Source organism: Pseudomonas sp. DD1 (genome assembly GCF_044510355.1).
GTDB classification, from domain to species: Bacteria; Pseudomonadota; Gammaproteobacteria; order Pseudomonadales; family Pseudomonadaceae; genus Aquipseudomonas; species Aquipseudomonas shahriarae.
In genome coordinates, this window is the sequence record NZ_MSAJ01000033.1 from 319,024 (window position 1) to 345,769 (window position 26,746).

At 57.4% G+C, this 26,746-nt stretch carries 28 protein-coding genes and 1 pseudogene; 17 read left to right on the forward strand and 12 right to left on the reverse strand.

Going from position 1 to position 26,746, the window contains the following annotated elements:
- Positions 1-36: 36 nt before the first annotated feature.
- A complete protein-coding gene (gene sthA / locus PSFL_RS20570; protein ID WP_057438530.1) occupies positions 37-1,431 on the forward strand; it encodes a Si-specific NAD(P)(+) transhydrogenase in 1,395 nt (464 codons plus the stop codon).
- Positions 1,432-1,473: 42 nt separating this feature from the next.
- Here sthA and PSFL_RS20575 read toward each other — a convergent pair whose 3' ends face one another.
- Positions 1,474-2,196, reverse strand: a complete 723-nt coding sequence (locus tag PSFL_RS20575) for a glycerophosphodiester phosphodiesterase (RefSeq protein ID WP_057438531.1) — start codon at positions 2,194-2,196, stop codon at positions 1,474-1,476.
- A 43-nt stretch (positions 2,197-2,239) separates the two neighbouring features.
- Positions 2,240-2,824 carry a PilZ domain-containing protein gene (locus tag PSFL_RS20580; RefSeq protein WP_057438532.1) on the reverse strand — a complete coding sequence of 195 codons (585 nt, stop codon included), beginning with the start codon at positions 2,822-2,824 and terminating at the stop codon, positions 2,240-2,242.
- Between the two features lie 94 nt (positions 2,825-2,918).
- Between PSFL_RS20580 and PSFL_RS20585 the strand changes: the two genes are divergently transcribed.
- From PSFL_RS20585 to PSFL_RS20595, 3 genes are read left to right on the forward strand one after another with little or no spacing between them, the layout of a single operon-like run.
- Entirely contained in the window at positions 2,919-4,169 is a 1,251-nt protein-coding gene (locus PSFL_RS20585) for a lipoprotein-releasing ABC transporter permease subunit (RefSeq protein WP_057438533.1), read from the forward strand.
- 7 nt (positions 4,170-4,176) lie between these two features.
- On the forward strand, positions 4,177-4,860 hold the full coding sequence (gene lolD, locus PSFL_RS20590) for a lipoprotein-releasing ABC transporter ATP-binding protein LolD (protein ID WP_019818240.1): 684 nt from the start codon (positions 4,177-4,179) through the stop codon (positions 4,858-4,860).
- Positions 4,861-4,918: 58 nt separating this feature from the next.
- Entirely contained in the window at positions 4,919-6,163 is a 1,245-nt protein-coding gene (locus PSFL_RS20595) for a lipoprotein-releasing ABC transporter permease subunit (RefSeq protein WP_057438534.1), read from the forward strand.
- A gap of 56 nt (positions 6,164-6,219) precedes the next feature.
- On the opposite strand, the gene PSFL_RS20600 is transcribed toward PSFL_RS20595, so the two are convergent.
- Both PSFL_RS20600 and PSFL_RS20605 read right to left on the reverse strand, forming a co-directional pair.
- Positions 6,220-7,629: a heavy metal sensor histidine kinase gene (locus PSFL_RS20600; RefSeq protein ID WP_397470424.1), complete on the reverse strand. Its 1,410-nt coding sequence runs from the start codon at positions 7,627-7,629 to the stop codon at positions 6,220-6,222.
- On the reverse strand, positions 7,626-8,306 hold the full coding sequence (locus PSFL_RS20605) for a heavy metal response regulator transcription factor (RefSeq protein WP_057438535.1): 681 nt from the start codon (positions 8,304-8,306) through the stop codon (positions 7,626-7,628). Before PSFL_RS20605 ends, PSFL_RS20600 begins: the two co-directional genes overlap by 4 nt.
- A gap of 156 nt (positions 8,307-8,462) precedes the next feature.
- Between PSFL_RS20605 and PSFL_RS20610 the strand changes: the two genes are divergently transcribed.
- Positions 8,463-8,987 (forward strand): plastocyanin/azurin family copper-binding protein, encoded by a 525-nt coding sequence (locus tag PSFL_RS20610; RefSeq protein ID WP_057438536.1) that lies wholly within the window; start codon positions 8,463-8,465, stop codon positions 8,985-8,987.
- 67 nt (positions 8,988-9,054) lie between these two features.
- Positions 9,055-9,885: an NADPH-dependent 7-cyano-7-deazaguanine reductase QueF gene (queF, locus tag PSFL_RS20615; protein WP_397470425.1), complete on the forward strand. Its 831-nt coding sequence runs from the start codon at positions 9,055-9,057 to the stop codon at positions 9,883-9,885.
- Positions 9,886-10,021: 136 nt separating this feature from the next.
- Here queF and PSFL_RS20620 read toward each other — a convergent pair whose 3' ends face one another.
- Both PSFL_RS20620 and PSFL_RS20625 read right to left on the reverse strand, forming a co-directional pair.
- A complete protein-coding gene (locus PSFL_RS20620; RefSeq protein ID WP_057438538.1) occupies positions 10,022-10,288 on the reverse strand; it encodes a DUF4404 family protein in 267 nt (88 codons plus the stop codon).
- A 110-nt stretch (positions 10,289-10,398) separates the two neighbouring features.
- A complete protein-coding gene (locus PSFL_RS20625; RefSeq protein WP_169960496.1) occupies positions 10,399-11,010 on the reverse strand; it encodes an HAD family phosphatase in 612 nt (203 codons plus the stop codon).
- Between the two features lie 196 nt (positions 11,011-11,206).
- On the opposite strand from PSFL_RS20625, the gene PSFL_RS20630 reads away from it, so the two are divergent.
- The gene (locus PSFL_RS20630) at positions 11,207-11,893 is read left to right on the forward strand and encodes a VacJ family lipoprotein (protein ID WP_057438540.1); all 687 of its coding nucleotides are present in this window, start codon (positions 11,207-11,209) and stop codon (positions 11,891-11,893) included.
- A 59-nt stretch (positions 11,894-11,952) separates the two neighbouring features.
- On the opposite strand, the gene PSFL_RS20635 is transcribed toward PSFL_RS20630, so the two are convergent.
- Positions 11,953-12,249 carry a PilZ domain-containing protein gene (locus PSFL_RS20635; RefSeq protein WP_032863288.1) on the reverse strand — a complete coding sequence of 99 codons (297 nt, stop codon included), beginning with the start codon at positions 12,247-12,249 and terminating at the stop codon, positions 11,953-11,955.
- A 277-nt stretch (positions 12,250-12,526) separates the two neighbouring features.
- On the opposite strand from PSFL_RS20635, the gene rssB reads away from it, so the two are divergent.
- Together rssB and rssC are read left to right on the forward strand one after the other, a co-directional pair.
- On the forward strand, positions 12,527-13,708 hold the full coding sequence (gene rssB / locus PSFL_RS20640) for a two-component system response regulator RssB (RefSeq protein WP_032863287.1): 1,182 nt from the start codon (positions 12,527-12,529) through the stop codon (positions 13,706-13,708).
- Positions 13,708-14,190, forward strand: a complete 483-nt coding sequence (gene rssC, locus PSFL_RS20645) for an anti-sigma factor antagonist RssC (protein ID WP_029293846.1) — start codon at positions 13,708-13,710, stop codon at positions 14,188-14,190. The genes rssB and rssC overlap by 1 nt, the downstream gene beginning before the upstream one ends.
- A gap of 130 nt (positions 14,191-14,320) precedes the next feature.
- Here the strand turns inward: rssC and tal are convergent, their stop codons facing one another.
- Entirely contained in the window at positions 14,321-15,247 is a 927-nt protein-coding gene (tal, locus tag PSFL_RS20650; protein WP_057438541.1) for a transaldolase, read from the reverse strand.
- A gap of 229 nt (positions 15,248-15,476) precedes the next feature.
- The gene (gene dusA / locus PSFL_RS20655; RefSeq protein ID WP_397470426.1) at positions 15,477-16,472 is read right to left on the reverse strand and encodes a tRNA dihydrouridine(20/20a) synthase DusA; all 996 of its coding nucleotides are present in this window, start codon (positions 16,470-16,472) and stop codon (positions 15,477-15,479) included.
- A gap of 859 nt (positions 16,473-17,331) precedes the next feature.
- Between dusA and PSFL_RS20660 the strand changes: the two genes are divergently transcribed.
- Entirely contained in the window at positions 17,332-18,102 is a 771-nt protein-coding gene (locus tag PSFL_RS20660) for a hypothetical protein (protein ID WP_029293933.1), read from the forward strand.
- A 74-nt stretch (positions 18,103-18,176) separates the two neighbouring features.
- Positions 18,177-18,959: a hypothetical protein gene (locus PSFL_RS20665; protein WP_397470427.1), complete on the forward strand. Its 783-nt coding sequence runs from the start codon at positions 18,177-18,179 to the stop codon at positions 18,957-18,959.
- 246 nt (positions 18,960-19,205) lie between these two features.
- Here PSFL_RS20665 and PSFL_RS20670 read toward each other — a convergent pair whose 3' ends face one another.
- A complete protein-coding gene (locus PSFL_RS20670) occupies positions 19,206-19,556 on the reverse strand; it encodes a Bro-N domain-containing protein (RefSeq protein WP_397470428.1) in 351 nt (116 codons plus the stop codon).
- 947 nt (positions 19,557-20,503) lie between these two features.
- Positions 20,504-20,824, reverse strand: a complete 321-nt coding sequence (locus tag PSFL_RS20675) for a hypothetical protein (RefSeq protein WP_273506548.1) — start codon at positions 20,822-20,824, stop codon at positions 20,504-20,506.
- Positions 20,825-21,013: 189 nt separating this feature from the next.
- Here PSFL_RS20675 and PSFL_RS20680 point away from each other — a divergent pair, with 189 nt between their 5' ends.
- On the forward strand, positions 21,014-21,871 hold the full coding sequence (locus tag PSFL_RS20680) for a winged helix-turn-helix domain-containing protein (protein WP_143110362.1): 858 nt from the start codon (positions 21,014-21,016) through the stop codon (positions 21,869-21,871).
- Positions 21,868-22,362: a hypothetical protein gene (locus PSFL_RS20685; RefSeq protein ID WP_273506554.1), complete on the forward strand. Its 495-nt coding sequence runs from the start codon at positions 21,868-21,870 to the stop codon at positions 22,360-22,362. Before PSFL_RS20680 ends, PSFL_RS20685 begins: the two co-directional genes overlap by 4 nt.
- Positions 22,363-22,454: 92 nt before the next feature.
- On the opposite strand, the gene PSFL_RS20690 is transcribed toward PSFL_RS20685, so the two are convergent.
- Complete coding sequence (locus tag PSFL_RS20690) at positions 22,455-22,718, reverse strand: hypothetical protein (protein ID WP_057438546.1); 264 nt, start codon at positions 22,716-22,718, stop codon at positions 22,455-22,457.
- A 485-nt stretch (positions 22,719-23,203) separates the two neighbouring features.
- On the opposite strand from PSFL_RS20690, the gene PSFL_RS20695 reads away from it, so the two are divergent.
- The 4 genes and pseudogenes from PSFL_RS20695 to PSFL_RS20710 form a co-directional block, all read left to right on the forward strand.
- Positions 23,204-23,929, forward strand: coding sequence for an IclR family transcriptional regulator (locus tag PSFL_RS20695; RefSeq protein ID WP_057438547.1), 726 nt, complete (start codon positions 23,204-23,206; stop codon positions 23,927-23,929).
- Positions 23,930-23,949: 20 nt separating this feature from the next.
- Positions 23,950-24,888, forward strand: coding sequence for a formimidoylglutamase (hutG, locus tag PSFL_RS20700; RefSeq protein ID WP_057438548.1), 939 nt, complete (start codon positions 23,950-23,952; stop codon positions 24,886-24,888).
- Positions 24,889-24,946: 58 nt separating this feature from the next.
- Positions 24,947-26,155 (forward strand): sodium/glutamate symporter, encoded by a 1,209-nt coding sequence (gene gltS, locus PSFL_RS20705; RefSeq protein ID WP_057438549.1) that lies wholly within the window; start codon positions 24,947-24,949, stop codon positions 26,153-26,155.
- 59 nt (positions 26,156-26,214) lie between these two features.
- Positions 26,215-26,587, forward strand: a pseudogene (locus PSFL_RS20710) (arginase); the annotation flags it as partial.
- Positions 26,588-26,746 lie beyond the last annotated feature (159 nt).

The following is a 26,746-nucleotide window of genomic DNA, read 5'->3' on the forward strand; positions in this document are numbered from 1 at the left end:
CCAACCGTGCGTCCTGGCCTGTTCTGAGGAGTACGCATGGCTGTCTACAACTACGACGTGGTGGTACTGGGTTCCGGCCCAGCTGGAGAAGGTGCGGCGATGAACGCCGCCAAAGCAGGACGCAAGGTGGCGATGGTCGATAGCCGTCGTCAGGTCGGCGGTAACTGCACCCACCTGGGCACCATCCCGTCCAAGGCCTTGCGTCACTCGGTGCGCCAGATCATGCAGTTCAACACCAACCCGATGTTCCGGGCCATTGGTGAGCCGCGCTGGTTCTCGTTCCCGGATGTACTGAAAAGCGCCGAGAAAGTCATTTCCAAACAAGTCGCCTCGCGTACCGGCTACTACGCCCGTAACCGCGTCGACCTGTTCTTCGGCACCGGCAGCTTCGCCGACGAGCAAACCGTCGAAGTGGTCTGCGCCAATGGCGTGGTCGAGAAGCTGGTGGCCAAGCACATCATCATCGCCACCGGTTCGCGTCCGTATCGCCCGGCCGATATCGACTTCCACCACCCGCGTATCTACGATAGCGACACGATCCTCAGCCTGGGCCACACCCCGCGCAAACTGATCATCTACGGCGCCGGCGTGATCGGCTGTGAATACGCCTCGATCTTCAGCGGCCTGGGTGTGCTGGTGGAGCTGGTGGACAACCGCGACCAGTTGCTGAGCTTCCTCGACTCGGAAATTTCCCAGGCGTTGAGCTATCACTTCAGCAACAACAACATCACCGTGCGCCACAACGAGGAATACGACCGCGTTGAAGGCCTGGACAACGGTGTGATCCTGCACCTCAAGTCCGGCAAGAAGATCAAGGCCGATGCCTTGCTCTGGTGCAACGGCCGTACGGGCAACACCGACAAGCTGGGCATGGAAAACATCGGGGTCAAGGTCAACAGCCGTGGCCAGATCGAGGTGGATGAGAACTACCGCACTTGCGTCACCAATATCTATGGTGCCGGCGATGTGATCGGCTGGCCGAGCCTGGCCAGTGCCGCCCACGACCAGGGCCGTTCGGCGGCTGGCAGCATTGTCGACAATGGCAGCTGGCGCTATGTCAACGATGTGCCGACCGGGATCTACACCATTCCCGAGATCAGCTCCATCGGCAAGAACGAGCACGAGCTGACCAAGGCCAAGGTGCCTTACGAAGTGGGCAAGGCGTTCTTCAAGAGCATGGCGCGTGCGCAGATCGCCGGCGAGCCGCAAGGCATGCTGAAGATCCTGTTCCACCGCGAGACCCTGGAAGTGCTTGGCGTGCATTGCTTCGGCTACCAGGCCTCGGAGATCGTGCACATCGGCCAGGCGATCATGAGCCAGCCGGGTGATCTCAATACCCTTAAGTATTTTGTGAACACCACGTTCAACTACCCGACCATGGCTGAAGCCTATCGGGTAGCGGCCTACGACGGCCTCAACCGGCTTTTTTGAGCGGCTCCGGCCGGTGGCCTGAGCCGGCCGGGGAGACCGATTTCAGTAATTCCCGAGAGTGGCAGTGGCCAAACCGGGAAAGTCTGTAATCAGGCTATCTACGCCGAAGTCGGCGAGCCTGCGCATCAGCGCGGGTTCGTTGACTGTCCACACGGACACGTGCAAGCCCTGGCGCTGGGCTTTTTCCAGTCGCTCGGGAGTGCACAACGTCCAGTTCAACGCCAAATACTCACAGCCATAGTTCTGCGCGACCTTCAGCGGGTCGAGCCAGGCGTATTCGGCCACCAGTCCACGGGACAGGTCCGGCGTCAGCTCCAGGGCGGCTTTCAACACTTCCCGCGAGCTTGAAGTCACGGTGACCTTGTCCAGCAGGCCAAAGCGCTGGGCCATTTCCCGGATCGCCAGTACGGTGGTCGCGGCGCGGGTGCGCGAGGCGCTTTTGACTTCCAGTTGCCAGTGGTCGAAGTCGCACTGCTCAAACAGTTCTTCCAGGCGCGGGATCGGGCAAGGGGTGACCCAGCCTGGGCCGCCTTTGCGTGCGTCCATCTTCACCAGGTCGGCGGCGACGTATTCCACCACCTTGCCGCGTCGGTCTGCGGTGCGCTTCAAGGTCGGGTCGTGGATCACCATCAACTCGCCGTCCATGGACAGGTGCAAGTCCAGTTCGCAACGGCGCACGCCGTGCTTGAGGCATTGCTGGAAGCTGGTCAGGGTGTTTTCCGGTGCTTCGCCTTTAGCGCCGCGGTGGCCATAAATCAGGGTCACAGTTGCTCCTTTTCGCCAGGTGTCTGGCTGGATAAATACGAAATCAGGTGTCTTGGCCGTCGCTTTGTTCCCGGGCCAGGCGCCGTTCCTGGGCCTGTTTTTGCAAAATATAGCGAGCCAGCAACTGGCGCTGGGCGTCAGTCATGGATTCGAATTCGGTACCGATGTCAAAACTGTCGCCCTTGGGATCGCAATGGGTGACCTTGGCCCGCAGCAGCAGGCCCAGCGCCTGGGGCATCAGCACCAGCTTGACCGCCAGGTGGCTGCCGGGCGTGAGCACCGTGGGGTGTTGGAAGTCGATGCCACCTTCGGAAATGATCACCGGCTGCGGCGCGCCGATCTCGCCCAGCAGGCTTTGCGCCATGACCTGGCTGAGCAAATCCATGCGTTTGTTCTGCACTTTGAGGAAGGCGGCGAGGGTGCGGTCGCGCTCGCCGAGCTGGCGCAGCAGGTGTTGGGACTCGAATTCGCTCAGGTGCAGTTCACTGAGCAGGTTGAACAGCGGGGAATCATCCAGCAACACTTCCTTGCTCGCCGCTTGCGGGGCCGACAGGCTTTTGATTTGGAGTGCGATCATGTCGTCGATACGGTAGTATTCGCGGCGATCTTCTTCATCTAATGTCGTCATGGCGAACCCCAGGTAACGGTAATGGTCTGAGTGTAAAGCTGCTTACCAGACCCCGCCACCGGGACGTCTTCTTTTCCTCCGAACAAGCCCCGACATGTTCAGACCTCTCTTCGTATTTATTGGCACGCGTTATACCCGTGCAAAGCGTCGCAATCATTTTGTGTCGTTCATTTCCCTGACCTCCATGATCGGACTCGCCCTGGGCGTCGTCGTAATGATCGTGGTGCTATCGGTGATGAATGGCTTCGATCATGAGATGCGCACCCGCGTGCTGGGCATGGTGCCCCACGCGACCATCGAGTCCGGCGAGCCCCTGGGCGACTGGCAAGGCCTGGCCGACAAGGTCAAGCAGAACCCCAAGGTGCTGGCCGTCGCGCCATTTACCCAGATGCAGGGGCTGTTGACCAACAATGGCAAGGTGCAGAAAGTCCTGCTCAATGCCATCGACCCGGCACAGGAGCGCAAGGTCTCGATCATTGATCAGTTCATGCAGCAGGGCCAGCTCGATGCCCTGTCGCCTGGCAGCTTCGGCATCGTGATCGGCGACCGCGCGGCGGCCAAGCTCGGCGTGGCCATTGGCGACAAGCTGACCTTCGTCGCCCCGGAAGTCACCGTGACCCCGGCGGGCATGTTCCCGCGCATGAAGCGCTTTACCGTAGTCGGCATCTTTCATGTCGGCGCCGGCGAAATCGACGGCTTCCTCGGCCTGACCAACCTTACCGACCTGGCCCGCCTGCATCGCTGGAAGCCGGACCAGGTGCAGGGCCTGCGCCTGAAGTTCAACGACCTGTTCGAGGCGCCGCGCGGGGCCTGGGAAATCGCCCAGCACCTGGGTGAAAGCCAGTACTACGCCCGTGACTGGACCCGTACCCACGGCAACCTGTACCAGGCGATCCGCATGGAAAAGGCCATGATTGGCCTATTGCTGTTGCTGATTGTCGCGGTGGCCGCCTTCAACATCATCTCCACCCTGGTGATGGTGGTGAACGACAAGAAGGGCGACATCGCCATCCTGCGCACCCTGGGCGCCACGCCGGGGCAGATCATGGCGATCTTTATGGTCCAGGGCACGGTGATCGGTGTGGTCGGTACCTTGATCGGTACGGCCGTGGGGATCTTCGCCGCGCTGAACGTCAGTGCTGCCATCGCCGGCGTCGAAACCCTGATCGGCCACAAGTTTCTCAACGCCGACGTTTACTTCATCGACTATTTGCCGTCCCAGGTGCAGAGCCAGGATGTGTTGATGGTCGGCGGCGCCGCGTTGGTCCTGAGTTTCCTTGCCACCCTATATCCAGCCTGGCGCGCGGCACGTACCCAGCCGGCGCAGGCTTTACGCTATGAGTGAATCGGGCATGAGTGAAAAAGCAATCCTGAGCTGCCGCAACCTGGGCAAATCCTACGAGGAAGGCCCGGAATCGGTAGTGGTGCTGTCCAACCTGCAACTGGAACTGCATCCGGGCGAGCGCGTGGCGATCGTCGGCAGTTCCGGCTCCGGCAAAAGTACCTTGCTCAACCTGTTGGGCGGCCTTGATACGCCGTCCCAGGGCAGCGTATGGCTGGCCGGTGAAGAACTCTCGGCGTTGAACGAGAAGGCCCGTGGCCAGTTGCGCAACCGCTCCCTGGGCTTTGTGTACCAGTTCCACCACTTGCTGCCAGAGTTTACGGCCCTGGAAAACGTGTGCATGCCGCTGTTGATCGGCAAGACCGCGATCCCGGAGGCGCGTCAGCGTGCTACGGCGCTGCTGGAGCGCGTCGGCCTGGGGCATCGCCTGGAGCATAAGCCGGCAGAGCTGTCTGGCGGCGAGCGCCAGCGTGTGGCGATTGCCCGTGCCCTGGTGAACAACCCAGGCCTGGTGATGCTCGATGAGCCGACCGGCAACCTCGATTCCCACACTGCCCAGGGCATCAAGGACTTGATGCTGGAGCTGAGCACCCAGATGCGCACCGCGTTCCTGGTGGTGACCCATGACATGAGCATGGCCCGGCAGATGGACCGCGTGTTGCACCTGCAGGAAGGTCATCTGGTCGCCATCTGACCTGTTTCAGCCCGGGCATTCGTGCCTGGGTTTTCTATTTTTTCAACGGTGCCCGCGAATGTTCAGACCGTTATCGATTTTTATCGGCACGCGCTATACCCGCGCCAAGCGCCGCAACCGTTTTGTCTCGTTTATCTCGATGACCTCGATGATCGGCCTCGCCCTGGGCGTGCTGGCGATGATCGTGGTGTTGTCGGTGATGAATGGCTTCCAGCGGGAAATGAGCTCGCGCATTCTGGGCATGGTGCCGCATGCCACCATCGTCGGCGTCAACCCGATCAGCGACTGGCAGCCCGTGGCCGCCGCCGCTCTGAAAAACCCCGAAGTGACCGCCGCCGTGCCGTTTACCGAGATGGAAGGCATGCTGTCCTATAAGGGCTCGATGCAGCCGATCCAGATCAGCGGGATCGACCCGGCCCAGGAAGGCAAGGTGTCGATCGTCACCCAGCATATCGTCCAGGGCAACCTGGAAAACCTGCAGCCGGGTGAGTTCGGCGTGGTGATCGGTGAAATCACCGCGCGCCGTTTCCGCTTGAATGTGGGGGACAAGCTGACCTTGATCGTCCCGGAAATCAGCACTGCACCCGGCGGCATCACCCCGCGTATGCAGCGTTTGAACGTGGTGGGGGTGTTCAAGGTGGGTGCCGAACTGGATGGCTCGATGGCGCTGATCCACGTCGCCGATGCCGCGCAAATGCTGCATTGGCAGCCGAACCAGGTGCAAAGCGTGCGCCTGGCGGTCAAGGATCTGTACGCGGCACCGAAAGTGTCGGCGGACATTGCCGGCAGCCTGGGCGCCGCCTACAAGGCCGATGACTGGACCCACACCCAGGGCAGCCTGTTCAGTGCAATGAAGATGGAAAAGACCATGATCGGCCTGCTGTTGCTGATGATCGTCGCCGTCGCCGCGTTCAATATCATCGCCACGCTGATCATGGTGGTGAACGACAAGGGCGCGGACATCGCGATCCTGCGCACCATCGGCGCCACGCCACGACAGATCATGGCGATCTTCATGGTCCAGGGCACGGTGATCGGTATCGTCGGCACCCTGATTGGCGGCGTGCTGGGAGTGATTGCCGCGCTCAACGTCAGTGAGCTGGTGGGCTGGATGGAGCGCGTGACCGGGCAGCATATCTTCAGTTCGGACGTGTACTTTGTCAGCAACCTGCCTTCGGAGCTGCAAGGTGGCGATGTGTTGCTGATTTGCAGCGCGGGGTTTGTGTTGAGCTTTCTGGCGACGATCTACCCGGCGTATCGGGCGGCGAAAATTGAGCCGGCGCATGCCCTGAGATATTCGTAGGTCTTGAGATCGCTATCGCAGGCAAGCCAGCTCCCACATTTGACGGTGTTCGCAAATCAACATGTGGGAGCGGGCTTGCCCGCGATGAGGCCCGCCCAGCTTGCACCCCCCTGTGGCAACTCAATCACAAACCGCGTCCACCCCGGTTGTGACTCACAGAAAATCCTCCCCCCGTGTGCCTGCACAATCGACTGGGTAATCGCCAGCCCCAGCCCTGCATGCTCACTGCTGCCTTCATGGCGTGCCGGATCCACGCGGTAGAACCGGTCAAACAGCTTGGGCAGTAATCCCTGGGGAATCCCGGTGCCGGTGTTTTCCACGCTCAGCGTCACGCCCTGGGCGTTTTCGCTGATCCTCACCCGTACTTCGCCACCTGGCGGGGTAAAGCGCACAGCGTTATCCAATAGATTGGAACAAGCACGGCGCAGCATGCTGCGGTCACCGACGGTACTGGCGCTGCCGTCGCGCAGCAGGTTGACCTGGGCGTCCTCGGCCAACGGCGCGAAGAACTCCAGCAAGGCATCCACCTCGTCGGCCAGGGCCAGGGGCTCGCGCCTGGGGTTCAGCAAGCCGTGATCGGCCTTGGCCAGGTACAGCATGTCATTGACCAGTTGGGCCATCCATTGCAGCTCTTCCAGATTGCTGTGCAGCGCTTCGCGGTAGTCCTCCAGCGGCCGGGGCTGGGTGAGGATCACCTGGGTCTGGGTCAGCAGGTTGGATAGCGGCGTGCGCAGCTCGTGGGCGATATCGGCAGAGAACGCCGACAGCCGCTGGAACGCGTCGTCGAGGCGGCTGAACATGGCGTTGAAGGCCTGGGCCAATTCCGCCAGTTCGGCGGGCATCTGTTCTTCGGGCAGGCGCTGGGTCAGGGAGTGGGCGCGCACGCGGCTGGCCACTTCAGTCATTCGCCGCAACGGACGCAACCCGCTGCGTGCGGCCCAGGCGCCGAGAAGCGCGGTGGCCAGGGCGGACAGGCCGACCGTCAGCCAGATCAGGTGCTGCATGCGCTGCAGGAAGTGTTGGTGATGGGTGATGTCCAGCATCAGGACCAACTGCGCGGAGCCGGGCTGCTCGGGATTCAACGGCGCGTTGTACACCCGGTAGCTGGTGCCGGCGCTTTGCAGGCTGTGCAGGCCGGGCGCAGTGGGCAGGTCATTGGGGATGCGCAGCGCGCTGTCAAACCAGCGCTGGCCGTCGGCGGCATTGATGCGCACCGACAGGTCGGGTTGATGGCTCAGCTCGTCTTTCAATGCAGCGATGCGTGGGGCGAACAGCGCCGGGGTGTCGGCGCCTTGCAGGGCGCTGCGCAGGGTCATCAGCTTGCTGTCGAGCAATTGCTGGTCCAGCTCGATGAAGTGTTTCTCGCTGGCCTGGTTGAACAACACGCCCGCCAGCAGCGAGACCACGGCGGTGCAGCCGGCAAACAACAGGGCCAGGCGGCTGGCCAGGGACAGGCGCTTGATCAACTGAACCGCTCCTCCAGCACATAACCCATGCCGCGCACGGTGTGGATCAGCTTGTTGGGAAAGCTGTCATCTATCTTCAGGCGCAGGCGGCGGATAGCCACTTCGATGATATTGGTGTCGCTGTCGAAGTTCATGTCCCAGACCTGGGAGGCTATCAGCGACTTGGGCAGCACTTCGCCCTGGCGGCGCAGGAGCAGCTCCAGCAGGGCGAACTCCTTGGCGGTCAGGTCGATGCGCTGGCCGCTGCGATCCACGCGGCGGCGGATCAGGTCCAGGCGCAGGTCGGCCAGGTGCAGGCTGGTTTCCTGGGGGGTGCTGCTGCCTCGGCGCAACAGGCTGCGCACCCGGGCCAACAGCTCGGAGAACGCGAATGGCTTGACCAGATAGTCGTCGGCCCCCAGCTCGAGGCCGTGGACCCGATCTTCGACCGCATCCCGCGCAGTCAGGAACAACACCGGAATCTCCAGGCCGGCGCTGCGCACCGCCTGCAGGATCTGCCAGCCGGTGCGGCCTGGGAGCATCACGTCGAGGATCAGCAAATCGTAGTCGCCCGTCAGCGCCAGGTGCTGGCCGGTGGTGCCGTCGGCCACCAGTTCGGTATTGAACCCGGCTTCGGCCAGGCCCTGGCGCAGGTAGTGGCCGGTTTTGGGTTGGTCTTCGACGATCAGCAGTTTCATAGGCAACTCATGGCAACAGGTAGCAGCAGGCTTTATACCGTGTGCGCCGTGGTGCTGGCGCAACCTGACAAAGTTGTAATCTAACAGTCAGCTGGCTGGCAGCGACGCATTACTAGAGTGTCCCACAAGCGGATCCCGTACCTTTGGAGAATGAACATGTTATCGCGCAAAGCCTGGTGGTTGGTGGGTTGTCTGATGATGCTGAGCGCTGCGGCGCTGGCCGATGGTGCGCACACTTTCGCCTTTGGCGAGGCTGCCCCGGCGACCAAGGCCACGCGGACTGTAGAAGTGCTGCTGCAGGATATTTCCTTTGCTCCTACATCCCTGGATGTAAAAGCCGGCGAGACGGTGCGCTTTGTGCTGGTCAACAAGGGCCAGTTGCTGCATGAGTTCAACCTGGGGGACGCGGCCATGCATGCCGATCACCAGAAGGAAATGCTCAAAATGCAGGCCAGCGGCATGTTGACCACCACCGGCATGGGCCAGATGGATCACGCGGCAATGGGTCATGGTGACATGGGCAGCATGAAGCACGACGATCCCAACAGCGTGCTGGTGGAGCCGGGCAAGACCGCCGAATTGACCTGGACCTTCAGCAAGGCTGGGGCCCTGGAGTTTGCCTGCAATCTCCCCGGGCATTACCAGGCGGGGATGGTCGGCAAGCTGAACGTCAGCCAGTGAACCTCGGGCTCAAAGGCGGGGGCAAAGGCTGGTAGACTGGCGGGGTTTATTTAGCCAGGTTTCCGCCATGCATCCCGCAGCCGAACATTCGCCGCTGGGCAAGTCCAGTGAATACATCTCCACTTACACCCCTTCATTGCTGTTTCCCATTCCTCGCGCCGCCAAATGGGCCGAGCTGGGCCTCACCGCCGAGACGCTGCCCTACAAGGGCGTGGACTTCTGGAACTGCTTTGAATTGTCCTGGCTGCTGCCGTCTGGCAAGCCGGTGGTGGCCATCGGTGAGTTCAGCATCCCGGCCGACTCGCCGAACATCATCGAATCGAAATCCTTCAAGCTCTACCTCAACTCGCTGAACCAGACGCCGTTTGCCGATGGGCCAAGCCTTGAGGCGACCCTGCGTGCCGATCTGAGCGCGGCGGCCGGTAAGCCGGTGGGCGTGCGCATCCGTAGCCTGGCCGAAGTGGAAGACGAAGGCGTGGTGCGCCTGCCGGGCGTGTGCATTGATGACTTGGATATCAGTGTCAGCAACTACGAGCATCCGCGCCCGGAACTGCTGCGCTGTGATGATTCCCGTGTGGTGGAGGAGAGCGTGCACAGCCATCTGCTCAAATCCAACTGCCCGGTGACCAGTCAGCCGGACTGGGGCAGCGTCGTGGTGGAATATCGCGGCGCGGCGCTGGACCATGCGAGCCTGCTGGCGTACCTGGTGAGTTTCCGCCAGCACTCGGACTTTCATGAGCAGTGCGTGGAGCGGATCTTTCTCGACCTGCAACGGTTGCTCAAGCCTGAGAAGTTGACGGTTTATGCGCGGTATGTGCGACGGGGTGGGTTGGATATCAACCCGTATCGCAGCACTGAGGATGTACAGTTCCAGAACCTGCGCCTGGCCCGACAGTAAGCTTCACACCCAGCAAATGTGGGAGCGGGCTTGCTCGCGATAGCGGTGTTTCAGTCAATATCTTCGGTGACTGACACTCCGTTATCGCGAGCAAGCCCGCTCCCACATTGGGTTTTGTACCTGGCTCGGGTTGGGATTAAATCCCCATATTGCCCAAGGCCACCACAATATTGCGCAATGTCCCGGCAATGCCCGGATGGTCCAATTCGAAACGTTCGACTGCCAGGTTCACATCATCGGAGATGCTCGGCGGCTGGGTCGCAGGTTCCAGTTCCAGTTGCACTTCAAATTTGGCAATCAATGCTTCCAGCGCTTCGCGTTTTTCCAGCGGCAGAGGCGGCTCCTGGTTCAATTGCTCGCGCAGGATGTTGACCTGTTCTTGCAGTTTTTCGCGGGCAGGCATGGCGTTCTTCCTTTTATCAATAGGCACTGGCATAGACCACGGCACGCCGAGAAAGGTCTACGGTATGACCTGTAGATTAATCCACTGGCGGCGACTGTGCATGATCTTGATCAGGGCTTCTCGCCTTTGAGCCGGCGCAGGCTGATGTCCGCCAGGCAGGTGCCCAGCTCACCCAGATGATCAATCACCGAGTGCACGCCGAGGCCGTACAGCGCGACGGTAGCTTTGGCGCGTTTGTGTTCGCGCGCCTGTTCGCTCAGGGCTTGCCATTGGCTGGGGGGCAGCCCGCACAGTGAGCCGCAGGACGCCAGGCCAATGGTCCAGAGCCCGGCGTTGAGCCCGGCTTGCAGCAGCCGGGGCTCGCCGCTGACCAGTACGCAGCCATCCAGGCGCTGGATGTTCAGGTCCATCAAGGCTTGCCAGCAGGCATGGGGCGCCGGCCAGGGTGCGGTCGCAGGGCGGGTGCCTTGGATCCAGTCCGGCAGGGCTGCGGCCAACGGCGTGGTGACGGTGGGGGGCAGCTCATCCAGCCAGGCGCAAGGGGTGCCTTGACCGTTGAGCCATTGCAGGATGTTCAGGGCGCCAGGGGTGGCCAGGGCTTCGCCGGTGGGGATGGTGTCTGCGTGGGCCATGGAACCGAAGTCCACCAGGCAGCCACTGAGGCCAAAGAGTACGGCGGTCAAGGACGGGGCGTTGTCTGCAGCGATCTGGGGGTGGGGCATTGGGACGTCCCTGAAAATAGCTGTGACGCTATCGGAAGCCCATGACAAGCAGATGACACCTGATCTTGGATGTAGGAGTTTTGTATATTTGCTGAATGACAATTCCGTCAAGCTGCCTAATCTTACACTTCCGTCATATACTGCCGTCTTATTCAGGGCATAGCGCCCATGACAGATCATTCAAGGAGTTCAAGCTATGCGCTGGAGCCAGTGTCTTGCTCAACTATCGGTATGTGCCAGTGTGTTGCTGGTGCCTTTCGCCGCCCAGGCTGCGGAAGACGATCCATGGGAAAGCATCAACCGCCCGATTTTCACCTTCAACGACACCGTTGATACCTACGCCCTCAAGCCATTGGCCCAAGGCTATCAGTTCATTACCCCGCAATTTGTCGAAGACGGTATCCACAACTTCTTCCGCAACATTGGTGACGTGGGCAACCTGGCCAACAATGTGCTGCAACTCAAGCCATACCAGGCGGGTGTCGATACCGCGCGTTTGCTGGTCAATACCACGTTTGGCGTGCTCGGCGTCATCGACGTAGGCACCAAAATGGGGCTGCAACGCAGCGACGAAGACTTCGGCCAGACCCTCGGCTACTGGGGCGTGGGCAGCGGTCCGTACGTGATGCTGCCGCTGTTGGGCCCAAGCACCTTGCGTGATGCGCCGTCCAAGTACGTCGACAGCTACACCGAACCGTACCGCTACATGAGCGATATCCCTACACGCAACAGCGCCATGGGCCTGGATATCGTCGATACCCGTGCGAGTCTGCTGTCGGCTGAAAAGCTGATCAATGGCGACAAATACACCTTTATCCGCAATGCCTACCTGCAGAACCGTGAGTTCAAGGTCAAAGATGGCAAGGTAGTGGATGACTTTTAAGGTTAACCCTTGAATGGAAAAGGCGGCCTTCGAGGCCGCCTTTTTTGTGTGCATTAATTTCAGTACATCTTGAGGATTTTCAGGCCCAGGTGTTGGTCGTCACCTTCTTTCCTGGCCCAGACCACCTCGGTGTCCGCCTCCAGGCCTTTAAGTGCAGCGTGCTCTGAGTCAATACGCACCTTCAGTTGGTCGCCCACGTTGAACGGGTGCTGGGCCTGGACCTGCATGCCAGAGCTGGAGAGGTCCAGGCAGACGCCGGCAATCTCTTGCCCGGCATGGATCAACGACACGCCGGCATCCACACGCATGCGGATGAAATCGCGCTTTTCTGCATAGTCACGTTCATTTGCGCTCATAGCTTTCATCCTTCCATTGCGTTGTGGTTTTGCCTGTTCTTATAACTCCCGGTGATTTGCGATGTAAAGACGTCCAGCGACCATCGGCATGAGCTTGAAACCCCTGGCGGATGGGAGTACCGTCTGCGCCTTAGAAGGGCACCTCTGCTTTACCTTTGTGCGTGAGCCAAAAGCTCACCTTTTGTAGGACAGAGAGGCTAGAAAGCGAATCCAGTAGTGCGAGCCGGGCCATTGCCTGACTGCCTACGCCAACCTAATTCTGGCGCCGTTTGCCCACATGCAAAAAACCAGTGCCACGCTGCTGATAATCGATGACGACGAAGTAGTGCGCGCGAGCCTCGCGGCCTATTTGGAAGACAGTGGCTTCAGCGTCCTGCAGGCCGGCAATGGTCTTCAGGGTCTCCAGGTGTTCGAGCGCGACCAGCCCGACCTGGTGATCTGCGACCTGCGTATGCCCCAGATGGGCGGCCTTGAGCTGATCCGCCAGGTAACCGAGCTTGCTCCGCAGACGCCGGTGATTGTCGTGTCCGGTGCCGGGGTGATGAACGACGCCGTGGAAGCCTTGCGCCTGGGCGCTGCCGATTACCTGATCAAGCCCCTGGAAGATCTGGCCGTACTGGAGCACTCGGTGCGCCGGGCGCTGGATCGTGCCCGCCTGCTGCTGGAAAACCAGCGCTACCGCGAGAAGCTCGAAACCGCCAACCGTGAACTCGAAGCCAGCCTCAACCTGCTCCAGGAAGACCAGAACGCCGGTCGCCAGGTGCAGATGAACATGCTGCCGGTGAGCCCCTGGAGCATCGACGAGTTCCAGTTCGCCCACCAGATCATCCCGTCGCTGTACCTGTCGGGGGATTTTGTCGACTACTTCCGCGTGGATGAGCGCCGGGTCGCGTTCTACCTGGCCGATGTCTCCGGGCACGGCGCATCCTCTGCATTCGTGACCGTGTTGTTGAAGTTCATGACCACACGGCTGTTGTTCGAATCCAAGCGCAACGGCACCTTGCCGGAGTTCACTCCCTCGCAAGTGCTGGGCCACATCAACCGGGGCCTGATCAGCTGCAAGCTGGGCAAGCACGTGACGATGGTGGGCGGCGTGATTGATGAAGAAACCGGTCTGTTGACCTACAGCATTGGCGGTCACCTGCCATTGCCGGTTTTATACACTCCAGACAGTGTGCGTTATCTGGAAGGGCGCGGTCTGCCGGTTGGCTTGTTCAATGAAGCCACCTATGAAGACCACATCCTGGAGCTGCCACCGGCCTTCAGCCTGACGCTGATGTCCGATGGCATCCTGGACCTTCTTCCAGAGCCTACACTCAAAGAGAAAGAAGCCGCCTTGCCCCAACGGGTCAGGTCGGCGGGCGGCAGCCTGGATGGCCTGCGGCAGGTTTTTGGATTGGCCACGCTAGGGGAGATGCCGGATGATATCGCCCTATTGGTGTTGAGCAGGAATCTTTGATGAGTACCGGAAGAATCCAATTCGCCGAGCAAGACGGGACCTTCGTCCTGAAGTTTGTCGGTGAAGTGCGCCTGACCCTGTGTTCGGCGCTGGATGCAACGATTGAGCGGATTTTCACAGCCTTGAATTTCTCGGCGATCGTGATCGATCTGACCGAAACCCGCAGCATCGATAGCACCACCCTTGGGCTGTTGGCCAAGTTGTCCATTCTGTCGCGGCAGAAGGTCGGACTGCTGCCGACCGTGGTCACCACCCACGAAGACATCACCCGGCTCTTGCAGTCGATGGGTTTCGACCAGGTGTTCAACATCGTTGACCGCCCGATCCCCTGCCCGGAATGCCTGACCGACTTGCCTTCCCAGGACCAGTCCGAGGAAGTGGTGCGGCTCAAGGTGCTGGAGGCGCACAAGATCCTGATGGGCCTGAACGAGTCCAACCGCGAAGCGTTTCACGACCTGGTCAACGCCCTGGAGCGTCACTGATCTCGCTGTGAGCACGGTCAACATGTGGGAGCTGGCTAGCCTGCGATAGCGCCAGCCCAACCAACACAAATTGAGCTACAAAAAAGGGCGGCATCCCTACGGATGACGCCCTTTTTGCCGCCCTCGCTTTTTACAGCTTGGCGCTCAACAACGCTTCCAGCTTCTCCTGGTCCCGAGCAAACTGACGAATGCCCTCTGCCAGCTTCTCAGTGGCCATCGCGTCCTCGTTGGACTCCCAGCGGAACTGCGCCTCTGTCATATGCACACGGGGTTCACCGGCATGGCCTGGCGCCAATTTGCGCTCCAGCTTGCCATTGTCGGCCGCCAGCTTCTCCAGCAAGTCCGGGCTGATGGTCAGGCGGTCGCAACCGGCCAACTCTTCGATCTGGCTCAGGTTACGGAAGCTCGCGCCCATCACCACCGTTTTGTAGTCATTGGCCTTGTAGTAGTTGTAGATGCGGGTTACCGACTGCACACCAGGATCATCGGCACCGGTGTAGTCGTTGCCATTGGCCTTTTTGTACCAGTCGTAGATACGACCGACAAACGGCGAAATCAGGAACACCCCGGCTTCAGCGCAGGCTACGGCCTGGGCGAAGGAGAACAACAGGGTCAGGTTGGTCTGGATGCCTTCTTTCTCCAGTTGCTCGGCGGCACGAATACCTTCCCAGGTGGATGCGATCTTGATCAGCACGCGGTCGCGGCCGATACCTGCCTTTTCGTACAGGTCGATCAGGCGATGCGCACGCTTGAGTACCGCGTCCGTGTCGAACGACAGCCGCGCATCCACCTCGGTGGAGATGCGCCCTGGCACCACCTTGAGGATCTCCTGGCCCACAGCCACCGCAAAGCGGTCACTGGCCAGGCCGACATCGCCGTTGCAATCCTGCACGCAGGCGTCCAGCAGCTTGGCGTAAGCCGGAATGGATGCGGCTTTGAGCAAAAGGGAAGGGTTGGTGGTGGCATCCTGCGGCTTGACGCGAGCGATAGCTTCAAAATCGCCAGTGTCGGCAACTACAGTGGTGAATTGCTTGAGTTGTTCCAGTTTGGAAGTCATGGGCGTGCTCTGTCCTATGGGTCTGATGACATTACCCGAGGGCCGATAGCCGCTCAAGGGCGCAAACGCGTTCGATCGTTTGCGAGGGCAATAACCTGAAAACAGTCGTTTGAATGACCGACCGTGCTGCTAGATAGGAGGGCAAAATCGCTATCAGGTTCAACCAGCAACGCGATCAGAATGTGGGAGCGAGCTTGCCCACGATAGCGATGGACCCGTCGCCGCTCCGTCAACGGCCTTCCAGCAACGCTCCGGCCTGATCCAACAACGCCAACGGATCCGCGGCCTTGTGAATATCCACCGACAACAACTGCCGAAACCTGCGCGCCCCCGGAAACCCGGTGCCCAACCCCAACACGTGCCGCGTAATGTGATGCATCGCGCCACCGGTGGCCAGGTGCTCGGCGATATACGGCCGCAACTGCGCCAACGCCTCGGCCCGACTGATCACCGGCGCCGTACTGCCAAACAACTGCTGATCCACTTCTGCCAGCAAATACGGATTGTGATAAGCCTCACGCCCCAGCATCACGCCATCAAACACCTGCAGATGCTCTGCGCATTGCTCCAGCGTCTTGATCCCGCCATTGAGAATAATCTCCAGCTCGGCAAAATCGCGCTTCAACTGCGCCGCCACGTCATAACGCAGCGGCGGAATGTCCCGATTCTCCTTGGGCGACAACCCCTCCAGAATCGCAATCCGCGCATGCACGGTAAAACTGGTGCACCCCGCGTTCTTCACCTGCCCGACGAAATCACACAACTGAGCATAACTGTCCCGGCCATTGATCCCGATGCGATGCTTCACCGTCACCGGAATCGACACCGCATCCCGCATCGCCTTGACACAATCCGCCACCAGGGCAGGGTGCCCCATCAGGCACGCGCCGATCATATTGTTCTGCACCCGGTCGCTGGGGCAGCCGACGTTCAGGTTCACTTCGTCGTAACCGGCGGCCTCAGCCATGCGTGCGCACGCGGCCAGGTCGGCTGGAACACTGCCGCCCAGCTGGAGGGCGAGAGGATGCTCGGCTTCGTTGTGACGCAGAAAGCGTTCGTGGTCGCCGTGGAGAATGGCGCCGGTGGTGACCATTTCGGTGTAGAGCAGGGCGTGCTTGGAGAGCAGGCGTAGGAAGTATCTGCAATGACGGTCAGTCCAATCCATCATGGGGGCGACGGAGAAGCGACGGGAGAAAGCTTGTGGTGGAGCTGTGTGCTGGGGCATGAGGATCTGAGGTGAGCTTTGCGAAGGGGAGGCAGTTTAACAGGAATGGGTTGGTGGGGATGGGGGAGCTTCTTTGGGAGGGATTGTTGTGTTAAATAAATCTGTCCCCTTTCCAACTCGCACACTGTGCAATAAACGAGGCAGCTGAATGGTGCGCGAACATCAACTTTTCGAGTGCTTAAACCGTGCATCTTCTATTAAACCGGCCTCGTACGACGGCAAATATTTAGGGAGTATCCGGGCCTTTCCAGCGTTGGCGGGCCCTGCTCTTGAGTGCCAGAGATTGGGGAGCAACTGAGCGACATTTCCTGCGTCGGTCGGCTTTGCAGCTTTGCGATCCTGCTTTCACGCTCCCTGTACACGTCTTTCCAATCTTCTTGTTGTGATCAGCAACGTGTCGCTTGAGAGTATTTTGATGACTTTCCGTTTTTTGACTGAGGAATATCTGACTTTACTAATTGCTTATGCCAAATCGGGATATAGAACGTATTCTGGAGTATTCGGAAGTTTAACTATTTTTTAACCTTGACACTACAAGGTTTCCCGTCTTAACTCTCAGTCGTGGCATATCAGCGGAAGGATTCCGCACTGCATGTCTATATCGCGTAGATGGTTTGTCCCAAGGAGTGGGAAAATGTGCACATGTCGTTTCAATTGTATTTATACACACTCGCCTTTCAGAACCTGTCTATTAATTGCGTTCCTGCCTCAGGACGAAGCGTGCGCGTCTAGTTTATAAAAAATAAAGTCCTCTTTATTGAGCCGCAGACCATTGTTCATCAATGACTGACTCGATAGAAGGCTTTGTGTGCAGTAAAAATCGTTGTATCTCACCTTTGAAATTACAAGGAGTATCATCATGGGTTCCATTACTGATCATAATCAACTGCTGGCCTGGGTAGCATCCTTGGATATTCCCGAAGCTTCCGGAGTAAAAACCCGTTCGCGCAATGTGGTTGCGCGTGCCAATGCCGAGGACGAAGGCGCGGCAGTAGTACGCGGTAGTATTACTTCGTTTGTGACCGGCCTGAGTCAACAAGCGCGTGATGACGTGCAAAACAGCACGTTGTTGATGCAGTTGGCTGCGGATAAAAAATTCAATCCGGAAAAACAACGGGAAGAGTGGTTCAAGTTCTATACCGATGGCCTTGCTAACCTGGGCTGGGGGCGTGTTAGCTCGTATTATCAGAGCTATCAGCCGCGTAATACCAATGTCACCATGGACCAGGTCGTCCTTGAGGTGATTGCTGCAGTCGTGGGTGCTGACAGTGCTGTGTACAAGGTGACTGAAAAAACCTTCTCGTCACTCCAAGACAATCCGAAGAACCAGGCCCCGCTGAAACTGTTCGACAGTAGCAGCACTCGGGACAGCGTGGGCACGTTCCAGATCCTCCCAGTGATGCAGGACAGAGACGGAAACGTGGTAATGGTACTGACTACCGTCAACGCCAGTACCACGGTACAGCGAGGCAGCTTCCTGTTCTGGAGTTGGAGCAAGACCACCGCGTGGATGTATCGGGCTGCACAGCAGACGGTGCTCAATGAGTCGGTATATGCGACTGTTCGCCAATCTGTCATCAAGAAGCTGGGCAAAAACGCTGAAGAATTCATCGATGATCTGGAAATTTAAATGACCCCCGCGGGCCGACGTTAACCGTCGGCCCGCGGGCTATTCAGATTCTATCAGTTCAAGGAGGAACGATCATGAAATTGTCTGCCGACGAAGTTTATGTGATTTCGGGTAACTTGCTTTCCGCGACGCCTTCGCTCACCGATCCTGCGGTACTTGAAGATATCGCCAATTCAAACCTTTTGTGCCAGTTGGCAGCCGATAAGAATCAAGGCACGCGGTTTATCGACCCAGCTGCGTGGCTGGACTTCTATAGAAACTCACTAGGTAAGTTGTTCTGGCGAATCAGTAATTCAGGCACGGTTAGTTATGCTATACCGCAACTCGTGCATAAAATTACCGTGAAAGAAGTTCTGGAAAAAACGTTCTACAAGAATCTGGACCGCCCCCAGCGCATCCGGGTTGAAGATAGTATTGAATTATTGGGTGAGCAATCAGTCGACAGTCCGTCGGCGACATTGTACAGCCTCAAGACCCAGGTCAATTTCAATGAGACGACATCATCTCCAGGTCTCTTGCCCCACTCTGTATCGTCCGTTAACTTGCAACTCAGTGTGGTGCACAGTGAGACGTGCATTTCGGTGTGCAGTGTTTACTTCAAAACGTCGACCCGGATCGGTGATGATGTATTCAATCAGAAGTTCCCGGTAAAAGAACTGCTGGGCAATGTTAGTGTGAGTACGTTCGAAGCCAAGCTGCTGGAATCGAGTTATGCCAGCATAAGGCAGAGCATCATCGATAAGTTGGGTGAGGACAATATTCGCGAGAACATTCTGCTTGTCCCCGCCGTTTCACCGTCGTTGTCCAACTCGCGCCACGCGGGGGCGCGGCAGTTCGTGCAGGAACTGGATATTTAGAAAGCTACTGTGGCCAGCGCCGCCGTCCGGCACAAATCGAGTGTCAACACTCCGTTTGTGCCGTTTTATCGTTCAACGGTGGAAAGTACCGACGCTCGCCACGCATCAAGAACGGCAAGGCATCTGGGGTGTGTAAGGTACACATTGCGCAGTCGCCAGCTCTTGGCGATATCAGCTTGCAAATCCACTTGGAGCTTGATCAAAACGCTAGGATGCAGCAGTTATGCGACTGCCAGTATGGTCTGTTCAGTGACACGAGCGCTTGATATATGCGATAGCTGCCGGTCTGCGCAGTGCTGGAAGTACCTCATCGCAAACCCACGACTCGAAATGCTTGGCCTCTTCCTTCCTGCTCCTGATGATGAGCCTGTATAGGTTGTCCTCATCAATAAATTGCAGTTCCTGCTTACCCTTTTCTCTAAGGGTGTCCGTTCTACGGACACCCTTCTCGCGGCAGTTGTCGCTGATCACTTGTTTTGAGTTGCTGTAGCCGGGAATCGTGCAAACATCCTTGGCGCAAAACCAATGCTCACCGTTCTGTTCGGTAACGACTTGCACCGGCAACCCTTCAAACTCAAACAATATGGGCATGGTCATCGGTGCGGTCCTTACGAGGTCGTGTCCAAGGGGGGCATCGAGCATTTCGCCCAGCCTGGCTACGTTCGGCAACCCGATCTGCACCTGTCGCGCGCCGTCGTCCCCCCACCTCGCCTGCGGGCTAAATGGGTCGTTTTTTCTGCGCACCTGCGGACCATTCCCCGCAGCCCAGGCTGTGGCTCTGCTCGGCGTTCTGCGGGGGTTAAAACCCTGCGGAACCCTGCGAAGGTGGGTAGTTTTCGCAAAGCTCACAAGCGCGCATGGGCAGCCGGATTCAGTTGGTGCCTCGGGAAAAGGGTTAGGTTTTTTTTGAGTGGGGTGTGTTTGGCTGGAGGCCCCGTATTTACTGGGTGCAATATTGCAGGTGTTGTATAAGAAATACGTTGTGAGGTGATGGTGACTTAACTAAGTTGTAACCGACAATAATTCTCTAACTGTCAGATAAGGCTGTAGGGGCGGTGAAGTACTATCTTCCTAGACTCGTTGATTTCTAATTTTACTGCGAGGCATCATTTTTATTGTTGTGCCGGTCAGAAGCACAGCCCTAAGACCTCCTGAAAACTAGAGGGACGATGAGGGGAATACGCATTATACATCTCAAGAATTTTTAGTGTCAGTGACGGATCTCCTGCTCAAGCTTTTAATAGTTAGAAGCCTGCTGGAGGATTCAAGGAGGTCGATGTGCAATGGTGGGGTTTTTAATTAATCCATTGGTCGGTGGTGAAGTTGCACCTTGATGTATGTCTTGACTGTGAATGCATAATGATTACCAAAGCTCAGAAGTTAAGCATAAGTTATGAATGTCTTGTGCTCTGCCTCTATTGAAGGATGGGCAAGCTCCAGTATCTCTAGGTATCCAGATAAGGCAAGCCGGTTTTTATACGAATCGACTGTAATAGTCTTTGAAATGCTCGGTTTTTGAAGTATGGCCAGTTCTTGGAACTGGCTTAACTCTTTGCTGGCAATTGTTTCTCTATTAGAAAAGTGTTGTTGCTGATGGTTAGCTTGAGGTTAATAGAGCTTTTGCTTGTTGAGGTTATCTCGATTGAGATTTTATCGCAGAAACTTGATGAGTTGTGGGCTGGGCTCGAGGGAAGATTGCTAATGATAATACGATCACCAAGCGCGGCGCTAAAAACCTGGCTAAACGAGTGTGCAGGAATTAACTGTCGCTTGTTTAAATCGAGGATCTGCTGTTGGTAATCCTTCGACAGTTGGTCGTATTCGACAAAGCTGTTGGCATTATTGGTGTTCGACTTATTTTGCATATTCGTTGCTCCACAATTCGTTACGTCAAATTTGGAGGTTGTTTAACGCTCGGTCAAATCATTGATCGTTTATTAATTTTATTTGCTTGGGGGTGAGAGAGATTTTGTAGGCGGGGGTTTCCTTTGCGTTTCTACTGCTTCAGTATCGTCTATATTGATTATGAGTCCGATCTAGAGTGAGAAGCGGCTATGCCTGATCAGGAAATAGGTGTGGGGGTTGAAGTTTTTACAGTCTATATGGACTCTGGGAAGAAGAGGTGGGCTCGTTTGTTTTTTGACGGTCCTAAAAAAAGGTTGAGGGTGAGAGATCTCGAGGAGCAGCCTATCATCTGCAACCTTGGTACCGCGGAGATTAGGGTCTTGTACCAACTTATCTCTAGGTCGGGAGAAGTGTTTAATAAGGAGCAGTTAATTCTATTTGGTTGGCCTGGACGTGTAGTGGCAACTGGTAGCTTGGCGCAGGCTATTTTTAATATAAGGTCTTTCTTTGGTGCGGATGGGCATGGAATTATTGTCACTAGCCCGAAAGCTGGCTATATGTTTAATTCGGATTTTTTAGTTGGCTCTCTCAGTGTTGAAAAGCAGCCGGTTCAGGAGCTGGATGTAGAAATTAATAGTGCGGATCTTACTTTTACGGTTGATGAGAGAACTAGCAAGTCTTTTGAGGGGGGAGGCCGGAAGCACGTTGGTGTGCGTTTGTTGAGGGCGGTTGTTTTTTTGTTTTTTTTGGCTTCTTTGATCTACCTGCTTAAGCCGGAATTTGAGATTTTAACTAGGGATCCTCTAAGAATCACAAGATTTAATGTTGGAGAGCTTGATGTTGAGTTTATTATTTCATTAAAAAAAGATATTGCAGCTCCTTTGGAAGCTCAAATCAAAAATATTCCTATGGGGGGTTATGGGAAAGTCTTGGTTAGGGTTCATGAAAAAAGATATAGGGTTGTATGCTATGTTTCCGCAGGCTTCAGCTCTTATACAGTGCCGATATCGGTACCGTTGGATTATGCTGTTGCGAATTGCCTGTCGCGCGCAGGAGGGGAATCATGAGCTTCAAAAAGTTTATGTTCTTGGTTGTTCTGGTCTGTAGTTTGGTCTTGGTTACGCTGGCAGTTTACTTGCGAGAATGGGGCGTTGAAAAAAATGTCGAGTATAAAATGCGCACTGCAATATACATCGAGAAAGATGATGCTTTGAAAAATGAGCACGTGATAAATAATGTTGAAACTATGACGCTGGGACACCGTTCGTTTCAATATACTTCGACTTGGCAAAAAGCGGGAGAAACGGAATACTTATATGTGACCGGTGATATTACTCCTATTTGGGGTGCATATGCCTATATGTCCATCGAAAAGCAAGTTGTGACGGATGGGCTGCGCACTTTATTAAGTGAGCTCGGAGTTCCTATTATATTAGATAGGCAGTTGGAACTCTCGGAGGGTAGTACTTCGTATGTCCGCCTACTAAAAAACGACTCTTCAGGGATGTGTTTCTATCACTACGATAATAATAGCCTGTTCTGCTTCGGCCTCAGATAGACACGTCGACGATGTCGAGCGCCAAGTGTCCTTAGACGCTTGGCGCCCTGAGTGGGCCCAGCGTTTTCCGGCAGGATGCGCTCTACAGGCGGCTACACGCCGAACAGGTCTTCGGTGTACCTCGGGCTCTCGGAGCTAAATAAAAGCCTGAAGACCCGGTGAAGCCAGTCAACGCCTTGTTCCGCAATCTGAGCAGTTATACCTAGTTCTAAAGCGTTTTGCTGCTCAGCCCAAAGAGTCATCTCCATCACTGCCGCTTCCAGAGCCAGTTGATTTTGATAAAGCCGTTCCAGCACGTCCGTCAGTGAGTACTGGCCTGCCATGGTATGCGATTCGTTTTGAAAGAAATCAAGCATAGCAGTGGCAACTCTCGGAATTGCGAAAGCCAGCGAAAAAGGTGCGGGGCGTCAGTACGTGGGAGCAGTGCTGGTATGAAAGTGGTACAGATGGGTGACGAAGGCGCTGCAGTTCCTGTTCTGTAAGGCCTACAGGCTTAGTAGTTCCAATCCATCATGGGGGCGACGGAGAAGCGACGGGAGAAAGCTTGTGGTGGAGCTGTGTGTTGGGGCATGAGGATCTGAGGTGAGCTTTGCGAAGGGGAGCCTCTTGGGGAGGGATTGTTGGAGTTAAATAAATCTGTCTCCTTTCCATGTTCAACGATCAGTATGTAGTCAGTGGTGGGCAGCCGATGGAGGCGTTTGTTCGCGCGATTCGGCAGATCATCCGTGAGACTAAGGCTGACCGCTGATCGTTATCTGCGGGTTTTTTCCCACTCAGTGGGAATCTGGTTTCAGTTAATGGAAAACTCGGTGCACCATGCCCGCAAGAGCATGAGGCCGATATGAACTACAACACGCCCACTGATCGCTTGCTGCAAATCCTCGTCACTCTGGGGCAATCCAGCGAGGCGATCTCCGCCAAAGAACTGTCCGAGCAACTGGCACAGCCGCTCAGCAGCACTTATCGCCATCTCAAGACCCTACTGCGCTGGGGGCTTGCCGAAGAGAACGGTCAGGGTCGCTATTTGCCAGGGCCAACCTGTTTGCAACTGGCCAAGAAATTCGACCGCGAAGCCGTGCTGGTGACCCTCGCCAAGCCGGAACTCAAGCGCCTGGCCGAGCAAAGCCAGGAAAGCGTGGCGTTAATGGTGCCCAGCAATGGCCAGGCGATTTGCATCGAGCTGGTCGATAGCCCACAACCGCTGCGTTGCTGCTACCAAAAAGGGCTGGCCCAGCCGCTGTTGGTCGGTGCATCGGCGAGAGTGCTGTTGGCCTATATGGATGAGGCGCAAAGCCTGTCGGCTCTGTTGGCGCAAGGCGTCGAAAGCGAGGAAGTCGCCACGTACCAGCGCAGTTTTGCCGATATCCGCGCTGCCGGTTATGCCGTGAGTGTGAGTGAAATCGACGACGGCATTTGGGGTATCAGCGCGCCGTTGCTCGACAGCCGCAATCGCCTGCTAGGCGCCATCAGCCTCATGGCTCCTGCCTCCCGGGCGCACACCCGCAGTGAACGCCTGATCCGCTGGACCCAGGACGCGGCCCTGCGCCTGAGTGCTCGGCTCGACTGAATTTGACTGGAGTTTCAAGCATGACTGCTGTTTCTGACATACCCCTGTGGACAGGTCGTATCGACGCTGGCGAAGGGCAGGCTGCGCTGCGCTGGCATCAATGGGTCAAGCCCTTCTGCGAGGGTCAGTCTGCGGGTGCAGCACTGATTGGGCTGGCCTGTGATGAAGGAGTCAAACGTAATCAAGGACGCACCGGCGCCCGTCTTGGCCCGTCAGCACTGCGCAAGGCGCTGGCCAACCTGGCGTGGCATGGCCGGGCGCCGCTGTATGACGCGGGCGATGTGAGTTGCACCGACAGCAACCTCGAAGGCGCGCAGCAGATTTACGCTCACCACGTCAGCTATCTGCTCAACCAGGGGCATTTGCCGTTGGGGTTGGGTGGCGGCCATGAAATCGCCTTTGCCAGCTTTAGCGGCCTGGCCGATCACCTGCGCCAGGCCACCCCGCATGCGCGGATCGGCGTTCTCAACTTTGATGCCCACTTCGATCTGCGCCATGGTGAACAAAGCAGTTCGGGTACCCCTTTTCGCCAGATAGCCGAGTACTGCCAGCGTGCACGGATGCCGTTCACCTATTGCTGCCTGGGTGTCAGCCAGTTGAACAACACCCAGGCGCTGTTTGAGCAGGCGCAGCAACTGAATGTGCGTTACCGCCTCGACCGGCAAATGAACAGCTGGGACATACCCGCCTGCGAAGCGATGATCGATGAGTTCTTGCAAGACGTCGATCACCTCTACCTGACCATCTGCCTTGATGTCCTGCCCGCCAGCCAGGCGCCCGGTGTCAGTGCGCCGTCTGCCCATGGCGTGGACATGCAGATCGTCGAGCATCTGATACGCCATGCCAAGGCCAGCGGCAAATTGCGCATGGCCGATATCGCCGAACTCAACCCCGGCCTGGATATCGACAATCGAACCGCCCGCATTGGTGCGCGTCTGCTTGCCAGCCTGATCGATTAAGTTTTTCCGTAAATCCCTGAAACCGCTTGTTGAATCATAAGAAAAAGAGAAATTCGCCATGCTGACATTCGAACTGGATGCGCTGAGCACCCTCGCTCTCGCGCTGCTCCTGCTGGGCCTGGGTGCCCAACTGAAAAAACGTAGCTACTGGCTGCGTCACCTGTGTGTACCTGCACCGGTGATTGGTGGTTTTGGTTTTGCCTTGGTGATCTGGCTGTTACGTGATCAACAGCTGCTCAACCTGACCCTCGACACCAGCCTGCAAACCCCGCTGATGGTGGCGTTTTTCACCACTGTCGGTTTGGGGGGTAGCCTGGGTTTGCTGCGCAAGGGGGGCAAATTGCTGTTTATCTACCTGGGTGCGTGCTGGGGCCTGGCGCTGGTGCAAAACGTGGTGGGTGTCAGTGTCGCCAAGCTGCTGGGCATCGATCCGTTGCTGGGCATCATGGCCGGCGCGGTGTCACTGGAAGGCGGTTTTGGTGCGGCGGCAGCTTTCGGGCCGATTGCTGAAAACCTCGGTGCGGTCGGTGCGACCACTGCAGCGCTGGCAGCTGCAACTTTTGGCATGGTGGCAGGCGGCTTGCTGGGTAGCCCGCTGGCGCGCTGGTTGATCGAGCGCAACAAACTCGTGGTCAAGGCCGAAGCCGTTGGTAGCCTCAAGGCGTTCGAAGAAGTGGTCCATACCCCGCCGCCCGCGCTGGATGCTGCCACCTTGTTGCGCTTGTTGACCTGCATTGTGGTGATCATGGTGCTGGGATTCTGGCTGGGCTCCAGCTTGCAACAGCATCTGGGTATCGTGCTGCCGAGCTATGTGGGCGCCATGTTCGTCGCGATCATCCTGCGCAACCTCAATGACCGTGCTCAGGTTATCGAGATGCCCGACCAGGCCGTCAGCACCATCGGCGATGTGTGCCTGGGCATGTTCCTGACCATGGCAATGATGAGTCTGAAGTTTTGGGAGCTGGAGAAGCTCGGCTTGCCGCTGCTGGTGATTCTGGTGGTGCAGGTGGTGATCATGATTTTGCTGTGCGTGTTCGTCCTGTTCCGCCTGTTTGGCCGCAACTACGACGCGGCAGTCTTGTGCGCGGGCTTCATGGGGCATGGGCTGGGCGCGACGCCCAATGCAGTGGCCAACATGGGCGCCATTTGTGACCATTACAAGGTGTTCTCGTACAAAGCCTTCATCATCGTGCCGCTGTGCGGTGCCGTGCTGATCGACATTGTGGCTATCCCGATGATCACCTGGTTTATCAACGCATACAGTTGAGAATCACCTGGTTGCTTCATTGCTAAAGCGCGCCGAAGCCATCGCCGGCAGGGCGGCTTCTGTGTTGTGGGAGCCGACTTGCCGGTCAGGCGCCGATTGCCCGGCGTTTGGCCAGCGGCCGGGCCACGCGCATAGACATGCAGGACCCGAGCCCCGGGCCCGAAGCTGCGCCGGTGGTCCACCGAAAAAACCTGGAAGCGCTTCACCCAACGCCTGGCGCAACGGCCCCTGCCAACCAATGCGCGCCCGGAAATTTTCTTCGTTGGCTCCGGTGACTATCATCACCTCACGCTGGCGTTTATTGCCGACTTGAAAGCGCCCATCAGCTTGATCCACTTCGATAACCACCCCGATTGGGTAGGCTTTGCGCCCAAGCGGTATTGTGGTTCGTGGGTCAATCGCGCGCTGAACATGCCGGCGCTCAAGCGCATTGAACCGCCCCGGGGGGCGCGGGGATAACGAAACCCTTCAGAGATGTGGAAATCTTTGGATAAGTCCTGACTCTGTGTTTAACAACGCGGGCCGCTATCCGTAAGGCCTAAGCAACCTGACAGTGCCCCTGGAACACCTGATGGTGGATGACAGCATAGT